Source organism: Paenibacillus sp. FSL R7-0297, from assembly GCF_038009025.1.
Lineage (GTDB): Bacteria > Bacillota > Bacilli > Paenibacillales > Paenibacillaceae > Paenibacillus_AQ.
In genome coordinates this window covers 3,952,613-3,974,462 of record NZ_JBBPAQ010000001.1, presented here as the reverse complement: position 1 = coordinate 3,974,462, position 21,850 = coordinate 3,952,613, and the positions used below count along the sequence as shown (strand labels likewise).

Genomic DNA, 21,850 nt, shown 5'->3' with positions numbered 1-21,850 from the left:
ACTCCACCTTTAGCTCTGTTCTCCCGTGACTTCGATATCGGCATCGAATTTAAACACATACGCTGCAATCAGCCAAATAATCCAGCAATTCAGCCCAAAGAATAAATAACCGAAGTATCCGAGAAGCGGCATCTCAGAGAAAATATGAAACTTGTCCAGATAAGGCACGGAATATTTCCAATAATTCGGATTGGTAGGGGCATTGTCATGGAACCACTCACTGCCAAAGTTCCAGAACTCCCAGAAGAAGCCGTTGAATACGGTAGCCAGACCAATCAGCATGACCTTAGACCAGTCCCCGTTCTTAATTGGTGTAAAAGGCGTCCAGTAGCCGGCAAGCGCCATCGCTGCAGACAACATGGGAACAAGCGCGACCCACAGCACCCAGAACAGCAGATATGGATAATAACCCATCCCAAATGCCAGGATCAGCCCGAGGGCATAATAAATGATCAGGAATACTCCGGATACCTTCAGTTTAGGGCCGTTATTATACCGGGTACGGAAAAAGCGGAAGGTCTTCAGGAGTAGATACCATTCGAAGATGGCCGGAAGAACAGTCGTATAGGATAAGGAGAACCAGAACACATTGCCGAAATTGGAGAACACTTCATTATTGGGATAATACCAGTTCTCAAGTACGAAGAAATTGAGATATTCGAAGGCAAACCAGCTGAAGCAGGAGACTACAGCCAGCAGTTGCATTACCTTGGGCTTGCGCGAGATAATCGAGGCCCCATTATTTCTTTTATACACCAGACCGTCCAGAATCAGGATGAATGACCACCATAGCGGAACAAATGTGTAGTACTCCAAGGAAACATGCAGCTTAAGCCGTGCCCACATCAGAAACCAGCTGACGGCGAGAACAGGCAGACTCCACCAGAACCAGACAGGAAAAGGTGTAGCGGCTCCCTTCTGCGGGGGTGTCTCCTGGGTTTTCTTGAAGCCAAACAGCCGGGGGAATACAAAAACCAGCGTAATGATCAGCGCTACAACACAGGCCAGGGAGAAATACAGCAGGCTAAACCCGGGGTCAGCTTCTACCTTTTGGGCAGGAAAGTCGCCGTAGCCAGGGGGCAATCCGTGCCATTTCGCCAGACTCCCGAATAACGGAAGCAAGAAGATCAATCCAAAAGTAACGATCAGAAATGGTGTTTTTTTCCAAGTTTTCATTGTTCAATACCCCGCTTATGTATGTAGTTGAAAAGTCGAATTTTGTTGATATTCGCTACTATTCGATAACCCTCCAGATTATTCCTGCTGAGGGCACACAAAAAAATGCCCCAACGTCCATTTCCATGACGTATGGAGCATCCCGTGTGAGGTTTCTAAACAATTACCCCTCCAGATCGAGCTTCATGCTTAGCGAACGTATCCCGCGCGCTTCTTCCTCTTCACCAACCGGCACAAAGCCTTGGGAAGCATAGAAACCAATGGAATTCGGGGATGAATTCACGGTAATTTGCCGCACCAAGTCTGCCTTCATCTTGTCAACCGCATGCTGCAGCAGGATTCGGCCGATTCCGGTTCCTTTGTACACATTCTTCACGAACAGCAGCGAGATGTGATTGTTGTTGCGCAGTTCTATAATTCCTGTAACTCCCTGATCGGAGGTGGTGATGAATATCTCGTGATCCTGCTGCATGCGCTTACGGATCGCGGCAAGTTCAATATACTTATAGAATTCTATAACGCCCTGCGCCGAATAGTTAACGGAAATATGTAAATCAAATGCCTCGCGGATTAATGGGGTGATCAGCTTCTCCTCACCGGGCATCAACTGTCTGATTGCTATAGCTGTCATACGGCAAGTCTCCTTTATTCTGACTGGTTGCTTCAACCCTCACACCATTTCGGCCATGAACTAAGTGATAATTCAAAATTGTTGTGCGGGTTAATTGGCTTGCGGCTTAATGATCTGCTCCAGCACGGCAACGATCATCTCATGATCCTCTTCACCGGAAAGTCCGGACACGGATATGGTTCCGACCGCTCCTGCACCCCGGATCAGAAGCGGGAAGCACCCGCCTTCGGCGGCATATTCCATCGGATCTACAAAAGCATTATCCTGAATTGTGGTATTCCATGATTTATACAATACATTCATATAATAAGAGCAATGTCCGAAATGGTTCACAACATTGATTTTACGGGCGATCCAGCGATCATTACCGGGGCCGTTCTCATTCATTTTGGCGTGAAACAGCACGGTTCCATTCTTCCGGATATCCACCGTAATCTGCTTGTCCATGATCTGTGCTCTGGCCAGAATTTCGCTGCCCACCTGGATCGCTGTCTGATTGCTGAACGCGCTGAACTGCAGCTCCTGTTCCTGCTTAAGTATCTGCTCCAATATTGGGGTGTAGTCTTCCATAATCAACACTTCCTTAGTCCGGTTATAGTTGTAGTAGATGGATCTGCTGCAGTTAATCGGGTCTTTTAAGATATTCAAGTTTGGTTAAGGGCAGACCCAGGAACAGTGCATAGCGCTCAGCGGCCTGGCGCACTCCTTCAATCCCCTTTTGATCCAAGGGTGCAAAAGGCGTTATGAACAGCTCGGCGCCTTTTTTCTTAATCGTCCGCTTCCAGGTTCCGGCTACCCGCCCGTCAGCTACCACCGTCGCCAGGAAGATGCCGTTATTGCCCGGCACGATCAGCGGGAATGACTCCGGCTCCAGCACGGCACTCCGGTCTTTATAGCCGAGAATATATTCATCAAACCCGGCCAGCAGATGAACACCTGCAGGCTCTGCTGCCGTTACTGCCGCAGGATCAGGCCTCCAGTATTCACTGCCGTCAATCACTTCTCGTTGCAGCCTGCTCCGCACTGCCTCAAGACCTGCTCTTGCATCCGTTAACGTCAGCCCTGCCCACCAGGCAAAGTCCTGCACAGTTGCAGGCCCATGGGCCGTGAAATACAGCGAGGCCAGTTCATTCAATGACTCCTCAAAAGAAAGCTCACGCGAGTATTCCACCCATTCATCCAGCAGGACGAATGTCTGCTGCTTGCCGCTACGCGGACCAAAGCAGATCAGTCCGTTATACGCACTATGCCATAGAATATGATAGCCGCGCTGGCCGGAGATGCTGATGCCCTGATCCTCCAACAGCTTCAGCAGTTCGGGACGCGGGAGCTGGCGCCCGCCCTTCAGTGCATTATAGATGATCTTCCGGCAGCGCTCCAGGAGCTTGTCGTCAAGTTCAAGCTGGGTCAGCCTGGCAGCCGCCTGACGCAGAATACGCGGGGCACAGAGCTGAAGCATCCACTTTGCATTCTCCGGCGGCACGAAGTGAAGCGTCCCGCGGAGCGTCCAGGTCAGCAGCAGCTTCCTGTCCGCGATAGCCTGCTCCACTTCTAATAATCCTGCTGATGGTGTTCGCAGCCCTATAGCCCAGACGGCATGCATATAATCCTGAGCCTGCATCGCACCGAACGCACGCACCACTTCTCCGGGCTGAAGGGATGGAGGCTGCTGAATCCGCTGATGAATCAGCCGCTGATCGGCAATACGCTTGTTGGTCACAATCATTCTCCTCTGCTGTCCCTGGCACTTTCCTCCAGTATAGGTAACTGCCTATCCGCTGTCCATCTCCAATAAGTAAGCTGCTGGTAGAGCGGCCGGCAATTTGCATCCGCAAGTATAACTCTTTTGCAGGTAAAAACTGTATTATGGCGAATTATACATTCTAAATAAACCTCACTGTAGACAACAATGTTGTACGTTTTACAACTTTGAATCACTGATAGCCGGGTGTTCGGGAAGATTGTTGTATGAAATACAAGAATAATCCTGCTAAGCCGCTTGGAGACGGTAAAATCCTGCATTTATACAACACTTTTGGATTTCGGCCGATAGGATGAGGAAAATGTTGGATTATGTGCAGGATTCCATAAATAACCTCCTGATCTCTGCCACAGAGAGTCATTGAAGCAAGGATATCCTGCGGCCCCAGCAGCTGCCCGGAAGTCCGGATATTCACTGGGTGAAGGAGTACAAATCACGAAGACATACGGGGGTGAATCATTTGCAGCAATTTATGATTGGTCAATACGGAGGATTCGATTACAGCAAATTCCACAAGGATTTCAAAACCGGCTTCTATGGAATCGAGGCCTGCTCCTTCAAGGCAGAGGAGGATTGCCGGAATCTGATCGCGGAAGCGCAGCAACACCAGTTTCACACCGGTGTCCATTTCCCGCTGCGCGCCGATCCTACACGGCTGCGGGACGCCTTGTTCCTCTCGTCGGATGAGTATGAGCGTGCCGAAGCGTTCCGGCACATCCAGGAAGAGCTGGATTATATGGTCAACCTCCGTCCCGGATATGTATTGTTTCATTATCCGAAGCCGGTCATTCTGGATGACCGCGTGGACTGGCAGCAGTGGCGGTTCGGTGACCGCCGGGAGTACATCTATGAGAGTGAAACCTCTCTGGATGAACTGATCCAGCGCAGTGAGTATCTCTTCGACTGGCTGAGCCGGACAGGGCGTGAGTATCATTTCCAGCCTATTCTGGAATTCGACGGACTGAACAGCTATGTCTATAATCAGGCTTTTCTGGAACAGCTGTTAGTTAAATATCCCGATATTAAGCTGTGTCTGGACACAGCCCGGCTGTACCTGCAGGATAAGCTTGACCCCCATTTCGATGCCCGGGCACTCCTGAGGAGATACACCAAATACGCAGCACTAATCCATCTGTCGAGTGTTCAGGTCAAGGACACTGTCCGGCACAGCCATTACCCGGCACTGCCGGAACTGAGTCCCGCAGACGGCTGGGCACCCATTGAAGACTATCTCCGCATCATCCGTGAGGAGAACAGCGGGGTGAAAATCATGTTCGAGCACCGCTCAGATCTCATCACAACCGAACAGCTGGAGCGTTGTTATGCATGGGTGGATGGGATTCTATCCGGAGTTTGATAATGATTTAAATGAGTCTGACTGCAAGCCCCTCCCGCTCCCTACCGCCCATTCCCCTTCCGTAACAAATGGCGGCCGGACAGGCCAGTGCTTCTCCAGATCGTATTTATAAATACAATACGCGAGCGGTATGCAGGCCATCATAGAATCTATGGCGCTGAGATCACAGCCATATATTTTCACAGCATAATCCTCCTGTAATTCTTGTCTCCACTTGTTTCCCTATCTTAGAGTCTGCCAAGTATATTTGTAAATAGACAGGCACATGATACAATATGACAGAACCGTGCCTGCTTAATTTAATACTTAAGGAGTGACGCATGTGGCAATTGATATCTACTTGAATTTCAACGGAAATACCCGGGAAGCTGTGGAATATTATGCTGAAGTATTCAGGACCGAACCTCCGCATATAATGACTTTTGGCGAAGCTCCTCCTGATCCTTCCCACCCTCTGCCGGAAGAAGCCAAGCACCTGGTGATGCATGCCAATCTGAGAATTGCTGGCAGCACAGTAATGTTCTCGGATGTATTTCCCGGAATGCCTTTTGTGGAAGGCAATAATATTAACCTGACACTGATGGATACGGATGAAGATAAGATCAAAGACTGGTTCCATAAGCTCAAGGAAGGCGGCACGGTCAGCATGGAGCTGCAGGAGACGTTCTGGAGCAAATGCTATGGCAGCCTGAAGGATAAATTCGGCATCTACTGGCAGCTTAGCCACGATAACGGCCAGAACGGCTAACAATTACAGTATTAACATATCTTTTTTGTTCAATTAAACCGGTAAGGATATGTTGAATCTTCCCCTTGGGAGGGCGGCATATCCTTTTATTATTTCCTCTTTGCCCTCTCCTTTACGAAGTTGTAACCCAATTGTTAATGCGCTTACATCATGTTATGTGTTTTAATTGAACTAACGTTTATGTACACATCCTACTGTAAAGGAGACTAACCTATGGAAATATCCTCTTTTTTGCTGCCCAAAGATCAGGTGGCGTTTATCACTTCCTCGATCTCAATGCGGGAAGCGCTGGAGCAGCTGGAGAATCATTATTACTCTGCCATTCCGATTATTGACGAAGAAGGCAAATATGTTGGGACCTTGTCGGAGGGCGATCTGCTATGGAAACTGAAGAACACCGAGGGTCTTAGTTTTGAGAATATGACCGGAGTGACTGTAGGCACCATTCAGCGTCATGTGCATAACGAGAGCGTAGAGATTCACGCACAGATGGAGGATATGCTGACGCTGGCCGCAGACCAGAATTTCGTCCCTGTGGTGGACGGCAGCGGAATCTTCCTCGGCATCATCCGCCGCAAGGATATCATCGAGTACTACACCCGGAATATTACCGATTAACATCATAACGCCGCATTAAGTGATAAGTTATTCATCCGCAGCAAAGGCAAAGGCAGGACTGTCCACTGAAGGACGGTCCTGCCTTTGTTCAAGTCAGCAAAACTAAATAATCTCAAACACACGAGTCAGCCGGGTCAGCTCAAAAATCTTCCGGACATTCTCATTCATCCCCGTCAGCCTAATAGTGCCGCCTGTCTCTACACATTTCTTGTAGGAGCTGACAATCACGCCAAGTCCGGTGCTGTCAATGAAACGGCAGGTCCCGAAATCAAGCATGAAGCTTGAATGGCCGCCAAGAATATAATTCCGTACTTCTTCTCTGAAATGTCCGGCTTCCTCAACCGAGAACAGCTCTGGCATCTCAATCATAATCTCGCTCAAGCTACTCACCCCTGATTATAAATTTCTCAACAAGAATCTCCAGTTCATTAGCCATAGCACTAATCTCTTGAGCGGAGGCCGCGAAATTATTAACCGTTGCCGCCTGCTCTTCCGTTGCACTGGATACATTCTCTGTATTCGCTGCCGCAAGCTCTGATATCGTACCCATAGAATCAATCAGCTTAATAATCTGATCAGAGGTTGCTACTTCATCTCTGGTAATATCCAGAATCTCCTGCACATTCTCCGTAATCCTCTCAACAGACTGAATGATATGCACGAACGTGCGGTCCGTCTCATTTACAATGCTTACGCCGCTCTCTACCGCCTCTGCTGCGCCTCTCATGGAATCTACAGCCTGGGTAATCCGCGAGACCATCTCACTAACCAGACCTGTAATTTCGCCAGCCTGGGTATGCGTCTCATCCGACAGCTTCCGTACTTCACCGGCCACTACACTGAAACCGAGGCCATGCTCACCGGCACGCGCTGCTTCGATGGCAGCATTCAGGGCCAACAGATTGGTCTGCTGGGCGATCTTATTAATCGTTCCGATCATTGTGGATACCTTCTCTGACAGCCCGCTAACCGTCAGCAATAGCTCTTCCGTCTCCTTGGTGCTGCTGTGGATCGTATCCATCGCCTGTACTGTACTGATAACTCTGGCTCTGCCTTCCTGCGCTGCCTGATTCGTGTTATCGGCATTACCGGAGGTAGCCGACGCTTTACTCTGCGCCAGCTGCACCAGACTGGATAGCTGTACAAGCACCTGGGAAGCATTGATGACCGACTGATTGTTGTTCTCGGCTCCGGAAGCAATCTCCTGGGTACTGGAGCTGATTTCTTGAATCGATGCGCTGATCTCCTCTGAAGAAGCTGCCATTTCCTCTGACATCGAGGTTAAGGATACTGAACCTGCTCTTACCTTCTCAATAATGGCCTCCTGCTTGTCAATCATGGTATTGAATGATTCACTCAGCGTCTGCAGCTCATCTCCGGAGCGGATAGAGGTATGAACGGTCAGATCCCCGTCACCAGCCAAGCCCATGGCTCTCTCCAGCTTCTTGATCGGATTCACAATATTACGTGTGGTAAAGAAGTATGCGGCTAGCATGGCAACGACGATAAAGCTCAGGATAATGACCAGTGTAGTATTACGGATTTCGTCCGCCGGAGCCATATATTCCTGTACACTTGCCGTTGTGGCTACAACCCAATTGCCTGAGGGCTGATACGAAACATATTTATGTACCCCTTCATAGCTGTAGAAGCCGTCTCCAGTTTCTCCGGCCTTCATTAACTGAACCTGCTCCTTCAAATCAGCATTACTGTTGGCGTCAACATTCTCCTTGAGCACTTTGCCCTGGTCTGGATGCGAGACAATAAGGCCGGTACGGTCAATCATATATGCGTATCCATTCTCTCCAATCTTCACCTCGGTTACCGGGGAAGCGATATTCCCAAACAAGGCGGTACCGATTAACACGCCTGTAATCTGATCATTTACCCGCAGCGGTCTGGCGATCGCTACGATGTATTCATTAGTCTCCCGTGACAGAATTACTTCACTGACGGCGTCTTTGCCTTGCAGCGCCTCCTGGAAGTATGCACGGTCCGACACATCAAGCCCGGGCGATTCAGAGCTGCTGGTAATCAGCACCTTGCCCTTGGTATCCGCGATGATCAGCGATTCCATCTGCTTTGCGTTGTCCTTTTGCACACCGGAAACATAATTAAATGCTGTGCTTTTTAGTGATGCGGCAGAAGGATTCGCAGCATATTCAGCTAGTACGCTGTTCTTGCTGGCGATTCCCAGATTATTGCCTACCGCTTCAAGCTCAGCCTCCACCGCTCTTGCAGTAGAGTTGGTAGTCCCCCTTAATTCCTCTTCAATCGTCTTCTGCAAAGCTCCCGAAGCCAATTGATAGGATACAGCCCCGGATATGCCCAGCGGCACGCTGATAATCAGAAATAACAGGATACTCATTTTGACTTTTAAACTTAATTTCACCGAAATTCTCCCCTTTTGAATTCTATAAGGGACAGATACTCTTGCTGATGTACATCGTATTATGTATCATCTCTGCACTGTCCGAGAAACAGCGGATCAGGTATAACCCTCTTCCCCCTTCTTCCAGCAGCTCATCGCTCCCGATAGCCTCCGGGAACACCAATTCGCTGTCCCCGGCCCCCGAATCCTCTATCTGCAGCTCAAGCAGCTGATCCAATAGCAGATACCGGATGGTAATCGGTTTGCTGCAATCGCTGAGGTTCCCGTGGTAATAGGCATTGGTCACCGCTTCGATCAGAATCAGGCGGATATCAAACGCATAGGCTTCTAAGTCAAGCTCTTGAATGATTCCGTCAATAATCATCTGATGACACTCCAGACCGTGAAGCATCACTTCCTTTTGAATAGCTCCCATGACTCTCTCCTTATAAGATCTGAAATCATCGTCCTGCGTATGTACACACTGAGAATCAGCCCTGCAAGCAGCGCCCCGTCTGTCACTGGATATTCAGGCCGAGCCAGGTGCAGTCATCCTGCAGTGCTGCCCCGGCAAATCTCTCGAGCAGATACCCGTAATCCCGCCCCAGCTCATCACTGTTAAACAGCAGCTCCATCCCGTCGCTATAAAAGCAAAACCGGTCCCCGGATTCAAACGGAATGCTCTTCTCTTCAAATTCACTGCTCTCAAACATGCCGAGCGGTGCACCCTTAACGGTTATTCTCTCGCAGTCCCTGCCGCGGGGAACATAAAGAAACTCATTAATCCCGGCTCCGGCTGCCTTGAGCAGTCCTGTCCCGAAGTCGAACAGGAAGCAGCAGCCGGCGATATAATCTTCACCTAAATACTGCAGCGCCTTGAGATTCAGATCATTCAGTACCTGTACCGGATTCTGCGTGGACAACAAACTATCCATGAACATCACTCGCAGAGCCGAAATATTCAGCGCTGCAGTAATCCCCTTTCCGGTAACATCACCGATAATGCCAATGACCTGCTCCTCATTGATCTTATGGAAGAGGAAGAAATCGCCGCTTAAGGTTCGGGCCGGGATGTAGAGCTTCTCCAGAACCGCTTTGCTGTCCAGCGGAAAGGATACAGCATGCCGGTGCTCCTGAAGCCGTATGGCCCGTTCCAGTTCTCTTTTACTCTCGGTGATATCCCTGATCACCAGCTGCAGAGCCTTATCTTCCTCATAAATGACCGGCACCCCGGAAATTTCGAGATCAAAGATGCGATTGTCATGCCGCCGGATCAGCCGCTGCTCAATACGGAAACGTTCTTTCAGCAGCCCCGTTGTCTTCAGCTTGTTATGCTCTGCACTCTGGAAGTACACCTCATTGAAGAAATCCTCGATTCTTTTGCCGATCAGTTCCTGCTTCTTGTTGCCGAACATCCGCTCTGTCTGCTTATTGACGAACAGGATGATACCACCGCTGTAGACCAGAATGGCCTCGGGACACAGCTCGACCAGATCTCTGTACCGTTCTTCACTTTCACGAAGCCGCTGCTCGGAACTGACCCGTTCGCTGATATCGTGAATTACGGTGTATACACAATTTTTGCCCAGCATCTTCATCATGCCGGTGTGAACCTCCACATCAATGGGTTCCCCGCTGGCCAGAACATGCCGGTCAATGAACATACGGTTACTCTGCTCATCGCCCGCAGGCAGTGCCTTCTCTACAAATTCCTGAACTCCTGATTTCGGGTCAGCCGCCAGATCGCAGATCAGAAGCTGCCTGAACTGCCGGAGGCTGTAGCCATAGAACTCGCATGCTGCCCGGTTGGCATCAGCAATTCTGCCGTTCTCCGGGTCCACCAGTAACGTAATGAGATGATTGTTCTCATAGATGCAGCCATAATGGTCCATGCACTGCGCCGGGCTGGGGGAGCGATGCAGGTTCTTACACGGTTTATCTGTTGCCATTTCACAAGCCTCTATTCTATTCAGCTTTTAGGTCTCCCCATTATATTCCATACATTTGGGATAAGACGTGAATTCCGACACAGTTAGACAAAAAAACCGGACTGCGGCATGAAAACATGACCACAGTCCGGGTTGTAACCTTGCATCCTTCATTAAATAGCAGCCAGAAGCTGTTCTTACAGCTCTGTCAAAATAATCGTGCCCTGCGGAGTCACCGCCAGCGTATGCTCATACTGTGCCGACAATCCGCCGTCAAAGGTACGCGCTGTCCACCCGTCCGCATCAACCTTGGTCCGGTAGCTGCCGGTGTTCAGCATGGGTTCAATGGTGAACACCATACCTTCCTTGATGCGCGGGCCTTTGCCTGCCGGGCCATAGTGAGGCACATCAGGCTTTTCATGCATTTCAGAGCCGATGCCGTGCCCGATGAAATCACGGACTACCGAGTAGCCGTTAGCTTCCGCGTATACCTGGATGGCATGAGCGACATCACCAATCCGATTGCCGGCCACAGCCTGCTCAATGCCTTTGAACATAGCCTCTTTGGTGGTAGCCAGCAATTTGTCCGCCTGCTCGCTAATTGTGCCAACGCCATAGGACCAGGCTGAATCTGCCAGCCAGCCGTTCAAGTTGACTACCATATCAATCGTTACAATATCCCCATCCTTCAGCTCCTCGTGCTTGGGGAAGCCGTGGCAGATGACATCATTCACAGATGCGCAGGTCGCATATGGATAGCCATGATAGCCTTTTTGTTCAGGGGTAGCACCCTGGGAGAGAATGAACTTCTCAGCAAACTGGTCAATCTCCCAGGTCGTAATTCCGGGCTTCAGCATCTGAGCGATTTGCCGGTGGCATTCGGCCAATATTTTGCCGGCCGCACGCATTTTCTCGATCTCTTCCATCGTTTTCATGATGATCATTAAATTCGCCTCTTCTGTACAGAAGCCACTGCTCGCAGCAATGGCCCTTGGTTATAATTTTGTAGTGCTACTCTATATTATGTAAGAAAACCGCCGGAAATCCAAATTCATTCTGTGAAAGGATAGAAATTAAAGCTACAGGTAACCGATCAATGCTTATGTTATAAACGGTTTATCCAAATCCCCACGCCTAATAAGTTGCTGGTAGAACCCGAGAGGCTTAAGTTTCATATTGTATAGGCTAATGTTGTATTCTGTACAGGATTTGCGCAAAACGAACCTGTCCTCCGCGTAAACGCCGGAAAACAGGTTCGTTTTATACATTACCTTGATGCCGGACAAGTCAGGATGCGTAATGCTTCGTCAGCCATCTATGATCAATCGTGGAAGTTAAGTCCCGAAGTAACGGCTTTGACATATCCGCTGCGGATCACAAAGTCTCCGAAATGCTCACCTATACTGCGTTCTTTGGCATAACGGTGAATGATCGGCCCGAGAGTATCGAGAATCTCCTTCTCGTCAATGTTCTCCTTGTACAGCTTGTTCAGCCGGTCTCCGGTAAAGCCGGCACCCAGGTACAGATTGTATCTGCCCGGGCCTTTGCCGATGAACGAAATCTCGCCAAGCGCAGGACGGGCGCAGCCATTCGGGCAGCCGGTCATGCGGATGATGATCTCTTCATTACGCAGGCCGGCTTCATCAATGATGACTTCCAGCTTATCGAGCAGAAGCGGCAGATATCGCTCAGCCTCCGCCATCGCAAGACCGCAGGTCGGCAGCGCCACGCAGGACATAGCGCTTCTGCGCAGGGCGGAATGATGAGCTCCGTCGGTCAGCCCGTATTGCTTGGCAAGCTCGGCTACCTTGCGTTTCTTCGCATGGCTGACACCGGCAATGATCAGATTCTGATTCGGCGTCAGGCGGAAATCCCCGCCGTGAATCTTGGCGATCTCCCGCAGGCCTGTCATCAGCGGATATCCCGGGACATCCTGAATCCGTCCGCTCTGGATATACAGCGTCAAATTCCATTTACCGTCGAAGCCTTTCACCCAGCCGTAGCGGTCGCCGTTGTGGTCGAAATGATATTCACGTGCCGGCTCAAGCGTCCAGCCCAGCCGCTCATGCAGCTCGCCCGTGAACCAGTCCAGACCATGGCGGTCGATCGTGTACTTGAAGCGGGCGTTCTTGCGGACCGAACGGTTGCCGTAGTCGCGCTGAATGGTGACGGTCTTCTCCGCCAGATCAATCATCTGCTCCGGACGGCAGAAGCCGATAATCCGTCCCAGCTGCGGATATGTGCTGGTATCACCATGCGTCATCCCCATACCGCCGCCGACCGAGACATTGAATCCGGCCAGCTTCCCATCTTCCAGAATAGCAATGAAGCCCAGGTCCTGGGAGAACACATCTACATCGTTGGAGGGCGGCACCGCCAGACCAATCTTGAACTTGCGGGGCAGGTACACAGGCCCGTAAATCGGTTCAACCACCTTGCTGTCCACTACCTTCTCGCCATCCAGCCAGATTTCATGGTAAGCCGCGGTGCGCGGGGCTAAGTGGTCACTGATTTTTCTGGCCCACTCGTTTACCTCGGCATGAACCTCTGACTGATACGGATTGGGTCCGCTCATGACATTGCGGTTGACGTCACCGCAGGCTGCGAGCGTAGTCATCAGCGTATCATTAATCCCCTTGATCGTCTTTTTCAGATTCCACTTAAGCACTCCGTGCATTTGAAAAGCCTGTCTTGTCGTGATACGCAGTGTGCCGTTGCCGTATTTCTGGGCCAGATCGCCCATTACGAGCCATTGCGCCGGTGTCGCCACTCCGCCTGGCGCTACAACACGCAGCATGAACTGGTAAGCAGGCTCCAGCTTGGAGCGTTCACGCTCACTGCGCAAATCCCGGTCATCCTGCATATAACTGCCGTGGAATTTCAGCAGGCGGTTGTCATCCTCCGGCAGCCCTCCGGTGATCGGGTTGCTGAGGGTTTCGACAAGCGCACCGCGCAGATAATTGCTCTCCAGCTTAATATGTTCAACATCACTCGGGGGTCCGCCAATTGGCTTCACCGCTGGTTCATTGTTTGCCACTATTGATCCTCTCCTTCCGCATTGCCTCGTGCTCTTCAAGAATTGTATCGCAAGCCCAGCGGAGGTCCCTCCGCTGGATATCGTTTAATATACATCACGCTGATAACGCTGCTCCTGCTGCAGATTCTCCAGATAAGCGGCTGCCCCTTCCGGACTCAGTCCGCCTTCCTGCTGGATTACTGTAATCAGCGCAGCGTGTACATCATGGGCCATATGCTTCTCGTCTCCGCATACATAGACATGTGCACCCTCCTGCAGCCAGGTGTACAGCTCCCGGCTCTTCTCCAGAATGCGGTGCTGTACGTAAACTTTCTCGTCTGTATCACGTGAGAAGGCAACGTCCAGCCGGTTAAGAACACCGTCCTTCAGCATTCTCTGCCAATCCGTCTGGTAGAGGAAGTCTGTGACGAAATGCCGGTCGCCGTAGAACAGCCATGACTTCCCCTGTGCCCCCTGCTCTTCCCGTTCCTCCAGGAAGGAGCGGAACGGGGCGACACCAGTGCCCGGTCCGATCATGATCACCGGCGTATCCGGATTTGCCGGAAGCTTGAAGTTCGGATTGTTCTGGATGTAAACCGGCAGTGTAGCGCCCGGCTCTGCACGTTCCGCACAATGTACGGAGCAGACCCCGTAACGTTCACGTCCATGCGACTCATAACGCACAGCCCGTACCGTGAAGTGTACTTCATCCGGGTTGGCATTGTAGCTGCTGGCAATGGAATACAATCTTGCCGGCAGCTTGCGCAGAATCGTCACGAAGCTGCGGGCCGGAACTTCCCACGGTGTGAAATCCTGAATCAAGTCCAGCAGATCACGCCCATGGATGTAATTCTTCAGCTCCTGCTGCCGGTCCGGGGACAGCAGCTCCTGCAGGGCAGGTGCTGAGTTCAGCTTGGCTGCCTGCTCCAGCAGCGGTTTCGTCAGTACGGTAATTTCATAATGCCGCAGCAACGCTTCATGCAGTGTGCCCTCTTCCCCCTTCTTGTTCAGGGGAACGGATTCACCAGCCTCCCAGCCCATGGCAGCAATGATATCCTGCACAAGCTGCGGGTGGTTCTCCGGATAGACTCCGAGCGAATCACCGGGCTCAAACGTAATATTCGAACCAGCCAGCGACAGCTCCAGATGGCGGGTCTCACGGTCTGAGCCGCGTCCGTTCAGATTCAGATTCTCCAGCACCTCGGCATGGAACGGATGATTCCGCGAATATGCCGATTCCAGCGATTCTGCGCTCTCGGCTGCCAGCACCGCGTCATCCGCGATCCCCGCAGCCTGCTGCGAACCGGAACCGCTTAGCGAGCGGATAACATGCTCGAACCATTCGGCTACAGGCTCATCATAATCGAGATCGCAGTCCGCACGAGGTGTTAAGCGCTGTGCGCCAAGCTCTTCCAGCTTCTGATCGAAATCTTTACCGGTCTGGCAGAAGAATTCATAGGAAGTGTCGCCGAGTGCAAGTACCGAGTAACGCAGCTGCGGAAGCTGCGGGGCTCTTTTACTGTAGAGAAATTCATGGAAGGCACGTGCATTATCCGGCGGTTCGCCTTCACCATGGGTACTGACCAGCAGCAGCAGATTCTCGATCTTCTTCAGTCCATTCGGCTTGAAGCTGTTCATTGCGGCAACCGTAACCTTGAAGCCCTGCTCTTCCAGCTTACGCGCAAGACTCGCCGCCAGCCGCTGACAGTTGCCGGTCTGGGAGCCGAACAATACGGTCACCTCACGGGATACCTCCGGCTGGGGCATTGTGGCTGTAGACGTTGACACTCCTGGTGCCGCTTCAGCAGCAAGGGGGAGCACCGCCGGGCCTGCTTGACCCGTGTCTCCCAGCAGAGACACAGCGGATAAATAACCGCTTAGCCATACCTGCTGCGAATGGGTCAGCGTCGGCAGCAGCTGGTTCAGAAGCTCAACCTGGCTCTCATTAAAGGGACTGTTCGTAACTTGTAATTGCAACAATATCGACCTCTCCTTAACGTGCAATCTTCTATCCTCTTAACATCATGAATTCAGGCTAACACATTAATAAGAAACGATCAACGAAGCAGATAACAGTCATTTTATGGTATAAAAGCTTAATAAAGGTACAAAACACACAAAACCCGCCTAAATCATAGTAAAAAGCTCTGATTTAGGCGGGTTTATTACAAATAATGATAACTTGCATTAGATAAAATGATAAACCGGAATAGCCTTAGGACCGCTTTGCTTCCCTTACCGGGCAGCTTTGTGTCCAAAGTGGTCAACCAGCAGGTAGACTGCAATCAGGATTGCCCCGGCATTAATCGCCAGATCCGCCAGATTGAGAATCCCCCCGCGGTTACCGAACACTAGAAAGTCCGTTACCTGATGGTAGATCACACGGTCAATCGCATTGCCGAGCGCTCCGCCGACTAGTAACCCGCTGGCTGCCTCAAGCAAAGGCCCGCGAATTTTGCCCTGCCGCCGGTAATAGAACACTGCCGCTACAAAAACCACAGCGATTATGGAAAAATACTTCCCGTAGCCCTGAAAGGAGCTGAAGGCTGCCCCGCTATTCTCATAATAGACGAACTGCAGGTGCGGACTCCAGAAGGGAATTCTCTCCCCAAGCTCCATATGAGTACGGACCAGCCATTTGGCGGCTTGGTCAATCAGCACTACCAATATGGAAATCAGATAAAAAAGCATTTGCCGCCACCTCATCCCCCTGTGATATCATCAGAATGATTTCACTTCTCACCTTCTAGTCTATCACAGGTCGGAGCCGGGAATCATCCTGCCAGCTCCAGCGGACAGGCCGCTGTCCCGGCCAGAAGTTGCTTGTTACATGATCTGGGGCATTGGTTAAACACTCTTAGATTCATTCATATCTGGAGGGTGGCAGCCAATGGAGTACGGATCGATATTCATTAAGCTGATCGCCGAAATGAGGTTGCTTATGCGATCTATGAAACGAACGGCTCGCTCAGCATTCTGAAGAAGCCGCAATAGGAACCGGTAACCCAGGAAGATCTGGATATTGACGCGAAGGGAGTTGGTCTTCCGCAATGCGTCGTTGAATCCGGCACGCATCAGGCAAAACCCGGTGAATTCTGAGCAGCTTAGTCCCACAGTCGAAGGGCTTAAACGAAAGGCCGGACTACCTCCCAAAGGATAGTCCGGCCTTTCTCGTTATAAGAACAAGAATTTGTATTGAATTATGGTACTTACAATCTTACCAGGCGTAGGCTTCCGGTGCCGGCTTGCCCGGTCCAGGGAAAATCTCGTCCAGCTTCTTCAGCACAGCTTCTTCCAGTACAATCTCCGTAACACGCAGCGAATCCTCGAACTGCTCTATCGTACGCGGCCCGATAATCGGCGCTGTTACTGCCGGATTAGCGAGTACCCAGGCCAGAGCAACCTGATCCTCATGCTCGCCAAGCTCCTTGCAGAGCGCGGAGAATTGCTCCAGCTGGCTGCGGTGCTGCTCCAGCTTGGCGGAGCGGGCGCTGCGCACACCCGTCTTGGACAAGGCGTTGCGGCCCAGCAAGCCTCCGGCCAGCGGACTCCATGGAATGACGCCCAGCCCCAGCTCCTTGGATGCCGGCAGCACTTCAAGCTCCGGTGTCCGTTCCAGCAGGTTATACAAATGCTGCTCGGACACAAGGCCGAGGAAATGACGTTCTTTGGCCTTAGCCTGCGCAGCGGCGATATGCCAGCCGGCGAAATTGCTGGAGCCGATATAATCAGCTTTGCCCTGGGAGACAAGAATTTCAAATGCGCCCCACAGCTCTTCCCAGGATACATTCCGGTCAATATGATGCATCTGGTAAAGCTCAATATGATCCGTCTGCAGACGTTTCAATGAGCCTTCGAAATGCCGTCTGATCTTATAAGCGGATAAGCCGGAGGCGGAATTGGGTCCGTCCTGCTCGTCGAACATGTCACCATACACCTTGGTGGCCAGCACAACCTTCTCGCGCCGTCCGCCCCCCTGCTGAAACCAGCGGCCGATAATTTCCTCGGTCCAGCCGCGGCGGTCCTGGCCGCCGTACACATTGGCCGTATCGAAGAAATTGATTCCCGCATCCAGTGCGGCATCCATAATCCTGAACGCTTCCTTCTCCTCGGTTTCCGGCCCGAAATTCATCGTGCCCAGACATAATTGACTGACCTTCAAACCGGATTTACCCAAATAGCTGTACTTCATCGCATTTCCTCCCATTCATTTCGGTTAGGTTGTCTGCATCGGGTTTAATATAATCCTTAGAGTAGGCTCTAAGGCAAGCTTTTTGTTGGACAAACTTCAAGCTGCAGTATTGCTGGGCCGGGCAGACGCTGGGGACTTCGCTTATGCTGGCCTAATTAACAATATAACGGATTCTCAGTCCGTTTCAGCTGTGATAAGAGCTTTTCAGTGAATATAAGGTCTTCTCAGTCCGCTTAATCTTATTTAACCAGCAAACTGAATAACGTATGAAGACTCCGGTGATGTTCTGTTTATGCTCATATATTCAAAAAAATAAGCCCTCCGCGAAGAAGGACTTGTTCAATGAATATATATAATCAGCAAAAGATTGCATTCACTCTATATAACTATGTTCTCTATTCTACGCCTACTGCTCAGTGCTGTCCGGGAAAAGAACCTCACCCGTCTTCGGCTTGATTTGCACAATATCCTGCAAGGTATTTGACAGCTCGCCCGGCGGATACGGTTTGGTCAGATATTTCTGCACTTTATCCATCATGCTCTTATCTTCCTTATCCAGCGCCGAGGAGATGACAATCGGCACATTCTCCGTGCGGGTATCATTCTTCAGCATACGGATCAGATCCCAGCCGTCCAGCTCTTCACCGAGCATCAGATCCACGACGATAGCTACAAAAGGCGTCTTCACCGCCTGATCAAATGCTTTTTGCGGATGATAGTGATGAGTCACTCTGAAGCCTTTGCCCTTAAGCTCCTCAGAGAGCAGCAGGGACAAGCTGTAATCGTCCTCAACGATCATCACATTCGGCTTTTGCTCCTTGTCGGCACTCCATTTATGCGGCTCCTCTTCATGACGGCTGCTCTCCGCTTGGAGGACCGGCAGGCTAAACCACACCGCGGTGCCTTCGCCTTCAACCGAATCGATTCCGATCATCCCCTTCTGCTTCTCAATGATCTCCTTGCAGATCGCAAGTCCGAGACCCGTTCCGCCAATCCGCTTGGATGCACTGTTATCCACCCGGCGGAATTTCTGGAACAGCTGTCCGATCTGATTCTTCGGAATTCCCAGTCCATGATCCTGTACCCGGACTATAACCGAATCCCGCTCATTATGCAGCGTTACCTTGATCTCATTGCTGCCTGGAGAGAACTTGATGGCATTGCTCAGCAGGTTGGTCAGCACCTGGATAATCTTATCCTTATCCACCTCGACCTCGGCGTTCAGCGCCTCATCCTCCACAAGGATATGGTGGGTACCGCTAAGCTTGTACTGGTCAATTACACTAAGAACGGTCTCGCTGAGATTGACCGGCTCTGCATTGTACAGCTGTGTGCCGGATTCCATGCGCTGCAGGTCAAGGAAATCATTGATCAGCTCAGTCAGACGTTTGGCTTCCTTATGAATCGTTTCCAGGTATTTCAGCTGCTTCTCCGGCTTCATTGTCTTGGATAACAGGAGCTCGGTGAAGCCCAGAACACTGGACAGCGGTGTCCGCAGCTCATGGCTGACCGTACTGACCAGCTCCGACTTCATCAGATCCAGCTCGTATTCCCGGGTGATATCCCGGTGTACAAACAACGTTCCCACCCGCGCTTCACGGCGGAACACCGGAATCGCATAGACGTCGACATGCTTCATCGCTTCCTTGCCCAGGGAATACTTCATCGTGCTGGAATCCACGGAGTGCTCGGACATCGCCTTCTGGTAGAACTGCCCCATCTCTTCCGATTCATTCACGCGAAGGGTGAAGTGATCCATCCATTGCTCTTTAGGGATCAGCATCCCCTCTGCCCACACATCATAGTCGAACAATTGACTGAGCGCCTTGTTGATATGCTGAATGACGCCTTCCGTGTTGACGAACTGGATGCCTTCGTTGACATTGTTGACTATATCCCGGTTCAGCTTGCGGCCATTCTCGATTTCCTCATACATGAACAACCGCTCGATGGCCAGCGCCACCCGGTTCATCATCCCCTGAATTTCGCTGATTTCCTCTTCGGTGAAGGAATGCCCGATTCGTGTACCACAGAAGATCGCCAGGATCTCATCCTCGGCATTGACTACAGTTGTATAGAAATCATAGCAGTAAACTTCTTTGTCGGAGATTCCCTGCTCTCTGGGGACTCCGGTCCGTTTCACAATATAGGACTTCTCCGTGCTCATCCGGTATAACATATCCTTGCTGTTGGCATCGATATAGCGCTCCACATTCTCCTGCGGAACCCCTTTGACCACCGATATCTTATCTTTGACCAGCAGGAAAAGACTGCTGTCGAACGAGTACAGCCGGTTCATGAACTTGATGAATTTCTCGGCAAATTCCTGCTTGTCCAGCGTGTAGGTAATTTCATGATTGAGCTGGTTGTTAAGCTCCAGCATGATGGTGGTCTGCTCCGTGCTTTTCAGCGTCTCGGCCAGCTCCTGCTGGACACTCTTCATGGAGGTAATGTTGTTAGCAATCAGAATGTACTGGTAAATCTGACCCTCATCATTCAGATACGGCATGATCGTCAGCTGGAGCCAGACGGCAGAACCATCTTTTGCCACAATTTGTGACTCATCGCTCCATACACCGCCAGTCGCCAGCTTGCGTATAATCTGTTCCATCTGAATATCCGAAATATTATGCAGTTCAAACAAACGGAAGGTATATCCGATAATCTCAGCGTTCTTGTAGCCGGTGTAGACGCTAATGTTATCATTGGCATAGGTGAATACTCCCTTGCTGGACAGAATGCCGACAGCGGAGGTCTGATTCAGCGCCTTCATCATACTTTCGATTTCACTGAGTGAACGCTCCAGCTTGAACTGCTGATCCTGCAGCTCATCCTGCTGGGCATGCAGCTCTTCATTCTGCATCATCAGCTCTTCTTCTTTATCCTGGATACTCCGGGCCATATTAAGGAAGGCCTCATAGAGGCGGCCGATCTCATCCTGCTTATGCAGCTTGCCGAGCAGCACAGCCTCGCCTGCCGCCAGCGAATTCGTTGCTTCTTCCAGCTTAACAATCGGATCAAGCACCACTCTAAGCATCCGCCAGATCATCAGTGTGAAGAATAACAGCAGTACAGCGCTGAGCCCGAAGGCGATAAATGTGAAGGTGTCCGCCTGCTTGATGGACTGAGAATCCATGGCGTTCAGCTTGCTGTCCGAGCTTGTTTTGAACGCTTTGGTATAGGCCAGAAATTCATTCAGAGCCTGGGTGCTGCCGCCTTGAGAGAGATTGCGGATGCCCGTATAATCATCATTCTCCACCAGCCGGATCGCTTCAGGAAGGGTCTTGGTCTTGTACTGCTCATAGAATAACTTCAGATCATCACGGTATTGCGCTTCTTCAGGCGACAGATTCAGAGCCGAATATTGCTCCAGAATTCTATCAAGGCCCGTGAGTGCAGTGTTCAGCAGCTTAAGCTCACCGTCGCTTTTGAGGGCAACATAACCTCTCGCCCGGAAAAAGACATCATTCAGCGTCGCCGCCAGCTCATTGATGGTCTCTGTCTTATGCTGCAGGACACCGCGGTCATGCTTCAGCTTGTCCTGCTGGTTATTGATGTAGAAGAACAGGCCGATACCAGATAACATAATCGCCAGAAACAAGATGAAAATAATCCGGAAATACTTGGTTTTGATGCTCACATCAGCAAGTTTATTGTTTATCACTAAGGATGCCCTCCACGATCTGCAGCAGCTCCATCGGGCTGAACGGTTTAGGCATGAAATAACGCGCTCCGGCTTCCCTTGCCCTGTTCCGGTCCATTTCCTGTGCTTTGGCTGTCAGCATCATAATAGGGGTCTTGTTCTTCAGCTCTTCATTCAGCTCACCGAGCACTTCAATTCCGGTCATTTCCGGCATCATATAGTCCAGAATCACGAGATCATAGCGGTCCGAAGTAAGCCGCGTTAGCGCCTCAACCCCATTCTCGGCGGTATGAATCTCTACATCCTCCAGATCCTCCAGCGTATCTTCAATCAGCATGCGCAGTACATCTTCGTCGTCCACAATCAGTATTTTTTGCATTAACACTCACGCTCACTTTCAGTTTATCC

Annotated in this window: 18 protein-coding genes; 3 read left to right on the top strand and 15 right to left on the bottom strand. The window is 50.9% G+C overall.

Annotation, left to right across the window (positions count from 1 at the left end):
• Positions 1 to 9 precede the first annotated feature (9 nt).
• The 4 genes from MKZ24_RS17425 to MKZ24_RS17410 all read right to left on the bottom strand — a co-directional run bounded on the left by MKZ24_RS17425 (position 10) and on the right by MKZ24_RS17410 (position 3,533).
• A complete protein-coding gene (locus MKZ24_RS17425) occupies positions 10 to 1,176 on the bottom strand; it encodes a small-conductance mechanosensitive channel (RefSeq protein WP_340784925.1) in 1,167 nt (388 codons plus the stop codon).
• Positions 1,177 to 1,339: 163 nt separating this feature from the next.
• Positions 1,340 to 1,807, bottom strand: coding sequence for a GNAT family N-acetyltransferase (locus MKZ24_RS17420; RefSeq protein ID WP_340784924.1), 468 nt, complete (start codon positions 1,805 to 1,807; stop codon positions 1,340 to 1,342).
• 90 nt (positions 1,808 to 1,897) lie between these two features.
• Positions 1,898 to 2,377: a heme-degrading domain-containing protein gene (locus tag MKZ24_RS17415; protein WP_340784923.1), complete on the bottom strand. Its 480-nt coding sequence runs from the start codon at positions 2,375 to 2,377 to the stop codon at positions 1,898 to 1,900.
• Between the two features lie 52 nt (positions 2,378 to 2,429).
• Positions 2,430 to 3,533: a winged helix DNA-binding domain-containing protein gene (locus tag MKZ24_RS17410; protein WP_340784921.1), complete on the bottom strand. Its 1,104-nt coding sequence runs from the start codon at positions 3,531 to 3,533 to the stop codon at positions 2,430 to 2,432.
• A gap of 487 nt (positions 3,534 to 4,020) precedes the next feature.
• Here MKZ24_RS17410 and MKZ24_RS17405 point away from each other — a divergent pair, with 487 nt between their 5' ends.
• The 3 genes from MKZ24_RS17405 (at position 4,021) to MKZ24_RS17395 (ending at position 6,292) form a co-directional block, all read left to right on the top strand.
• Positions 4,021 to 4,926, top strand: a complete 906-nt coding sequence (locus tag MKZ24_RS17405) for a TIM barrel protein (protein ID WP_340790185.1) — start codon at positions 4,021 to 4,023, stop codon at positions 4,924 to 4,926.
• A 322-nt stretch (positions 4,927 to 5,248) separates the two neighbouring features.
• Positions 5,249 to 5,674, top strand: coding sequence for a VOC family protein (locus tag MKZ24_RS17400; RefSeq protein WP_042237459.1), 426 nt, complete (start codon positions 5,249 to 5,251; stop codon positions 5,672 to 5,674).
• Positions 5,675 to 5,887: 213 nt separating this feature from the next.
• Positions 5,888 to 6,292, top strand: a complete 405-nt coding sequence (locus tag MKZ24_RS17395) for a CBS domain-containing protein (RefSeq protein ID WP_039293958.1) — start codon at positions 5,888 to 5,890, stop codon at positions 6,290 to 6,292.
• 102 nt (positions 6,293 to 6,394) lie between these two features.
• Here the strand turns inward: MKZ24_RS17395 and MKZ24_RS17390 are convergent, their stop codons facing one another.
• From MKZ24_RS17390 to MKZ24_RS17340, 11 genes are all read right to left on the bottom strand, one after another.
• Entirely contained in the window at positions 6,395 to 6,682 is a 288-nt protein-coding gene (locus MKZ24_RS17390; protein WP_339841658.1) for an STAS domain-containing protein, read from the bottom strand.
• Entirely contained in the window at positions 6,675 to 8,684 is a 2,010-nt protein-coding gene (locus MKZ24_RS17385) for a methyl-accepting chemotaxis protein (RefSeq protein ID WP_340784913.1), read from the bottom strand. Before MKZ24_RS17385 ends, MKZ24_RS17390 begins: the two co-directional genes overlap by 8 nt.
• A gap of 22 nt (positions 8,685 to 8,706) precedes the next feature.
• Complete coding sequence (locus MKZ24_RS17380) at positions 8,707 to 9,099, bottom strand: ATP-binding protein (protein WP_340784909.1); 393 nt, start codon at positions 9,097 to 9,099, stop codon at positions 8,707 to 8,709.
• Between the two features lie 82 nt (positions 9,100 to 9,181).
• Positions 9,182 to 10,612, bottom strand: coding sequence for a SpoIIE family protein phosphatase (locus MKZ24_RS17375; RefSeq protein WP_340784907.1), 1,431 nt, complete (start codon positions 10,610 to 10,612; stop codon positions 9,182 to 9,184).
• A gap of 176 nt (positions 10,613 to 10,788) precedes the next feature.
• Complete coding sequence (map, locus tag MKZ24_RS17370; RefSeq protein WP_042237463.1) at positions 10,789 to 11,535, bottom strand: type I methionyl aminopeptidase; 747 nt, start codon at positions 11,533 to 11,535, stop codon at positions 10,789 to 10,791.
• Between the two features lie 377 nt (positions 11,536 to 11,912).
• Positions 11,913 to 13,628, bottom strand: coding sequence for an assimilatory sulfite reductase (NADPH) hemoprotein subunit (cysI, locus tag MKZ24_RS17365; RefSeq protein WP_340784902.1), 1,716 nt, complete (start codon positions 13,626 to 13,628; stop codon positions 11,913 to 11,915).
• A gap of 84 nt (positions 13,629 to 13,712) precedes the next feature.
• A complete protein-coding gene (locus MKZ24_RS17360; protein ID WP_340790184.1) occupies positions 13,713 to 15,584 on the bottom strand; it encodes an assimilatory sulfite reductase (NADPH) flavoprotein subunit in 1,872 nt (623 codons plus the stop codon).
• Positions 15,585 to 15,842: 258 nt separating this feature from the next.
• On the bottom strand, positions 15,843 to 16,298 hold the full coding sequence (gene lspA, locus MKZ24_RS17355; protein WP_042237466.1) for a signal peptidase II: 456 nt from the start codon (positions 16,296 to 16,298) through the stop codon (positions 15,843 to 15,845).
• Positions 16,299 to 16,824: 526 nt separating this feature from the next.
• Positions 16,825 to 17,799 (bottom strand): aldo/keto reductase, encoded by a 975-nt coding sequence (locus MKZ24_RS17350; RefSeq protein ID WP_042237467.1) that lies wholly within the window; start codon positions 17,797 to 17,799, stop codon positions 16,825 to 16,827.
• A 406-nt stretch (positions 17,800 to 18,205) separates the two neighbouring features.
• A complete protein-coding gene (locus MKZ24_RS17345) occupies positions 18,206 to 21,463 on the bottom strand; it encodes an ATP-binding protein (RefSeq protein WP_340784897.1) in 3,258 nt (1,085 codons plus the stop codon).
• Positions 21,450 to 21,821 (bottom strand): response regulator, encoded by a 372-nt coding sequence (locus tag MKZ24_RS17340; protein WP_042237470.1) that lies wholly within the window; start codon positions 21,819 to 21,821, stop codon positions 21,450 to 21,452. Before MKZ24_RS17340 ends, MKZ24_RS17345 begins: the two co-directional genes overlap by 14 nt.
• Positions 21,822 to 21,850 lie beyond the last annotated feature (29 nt).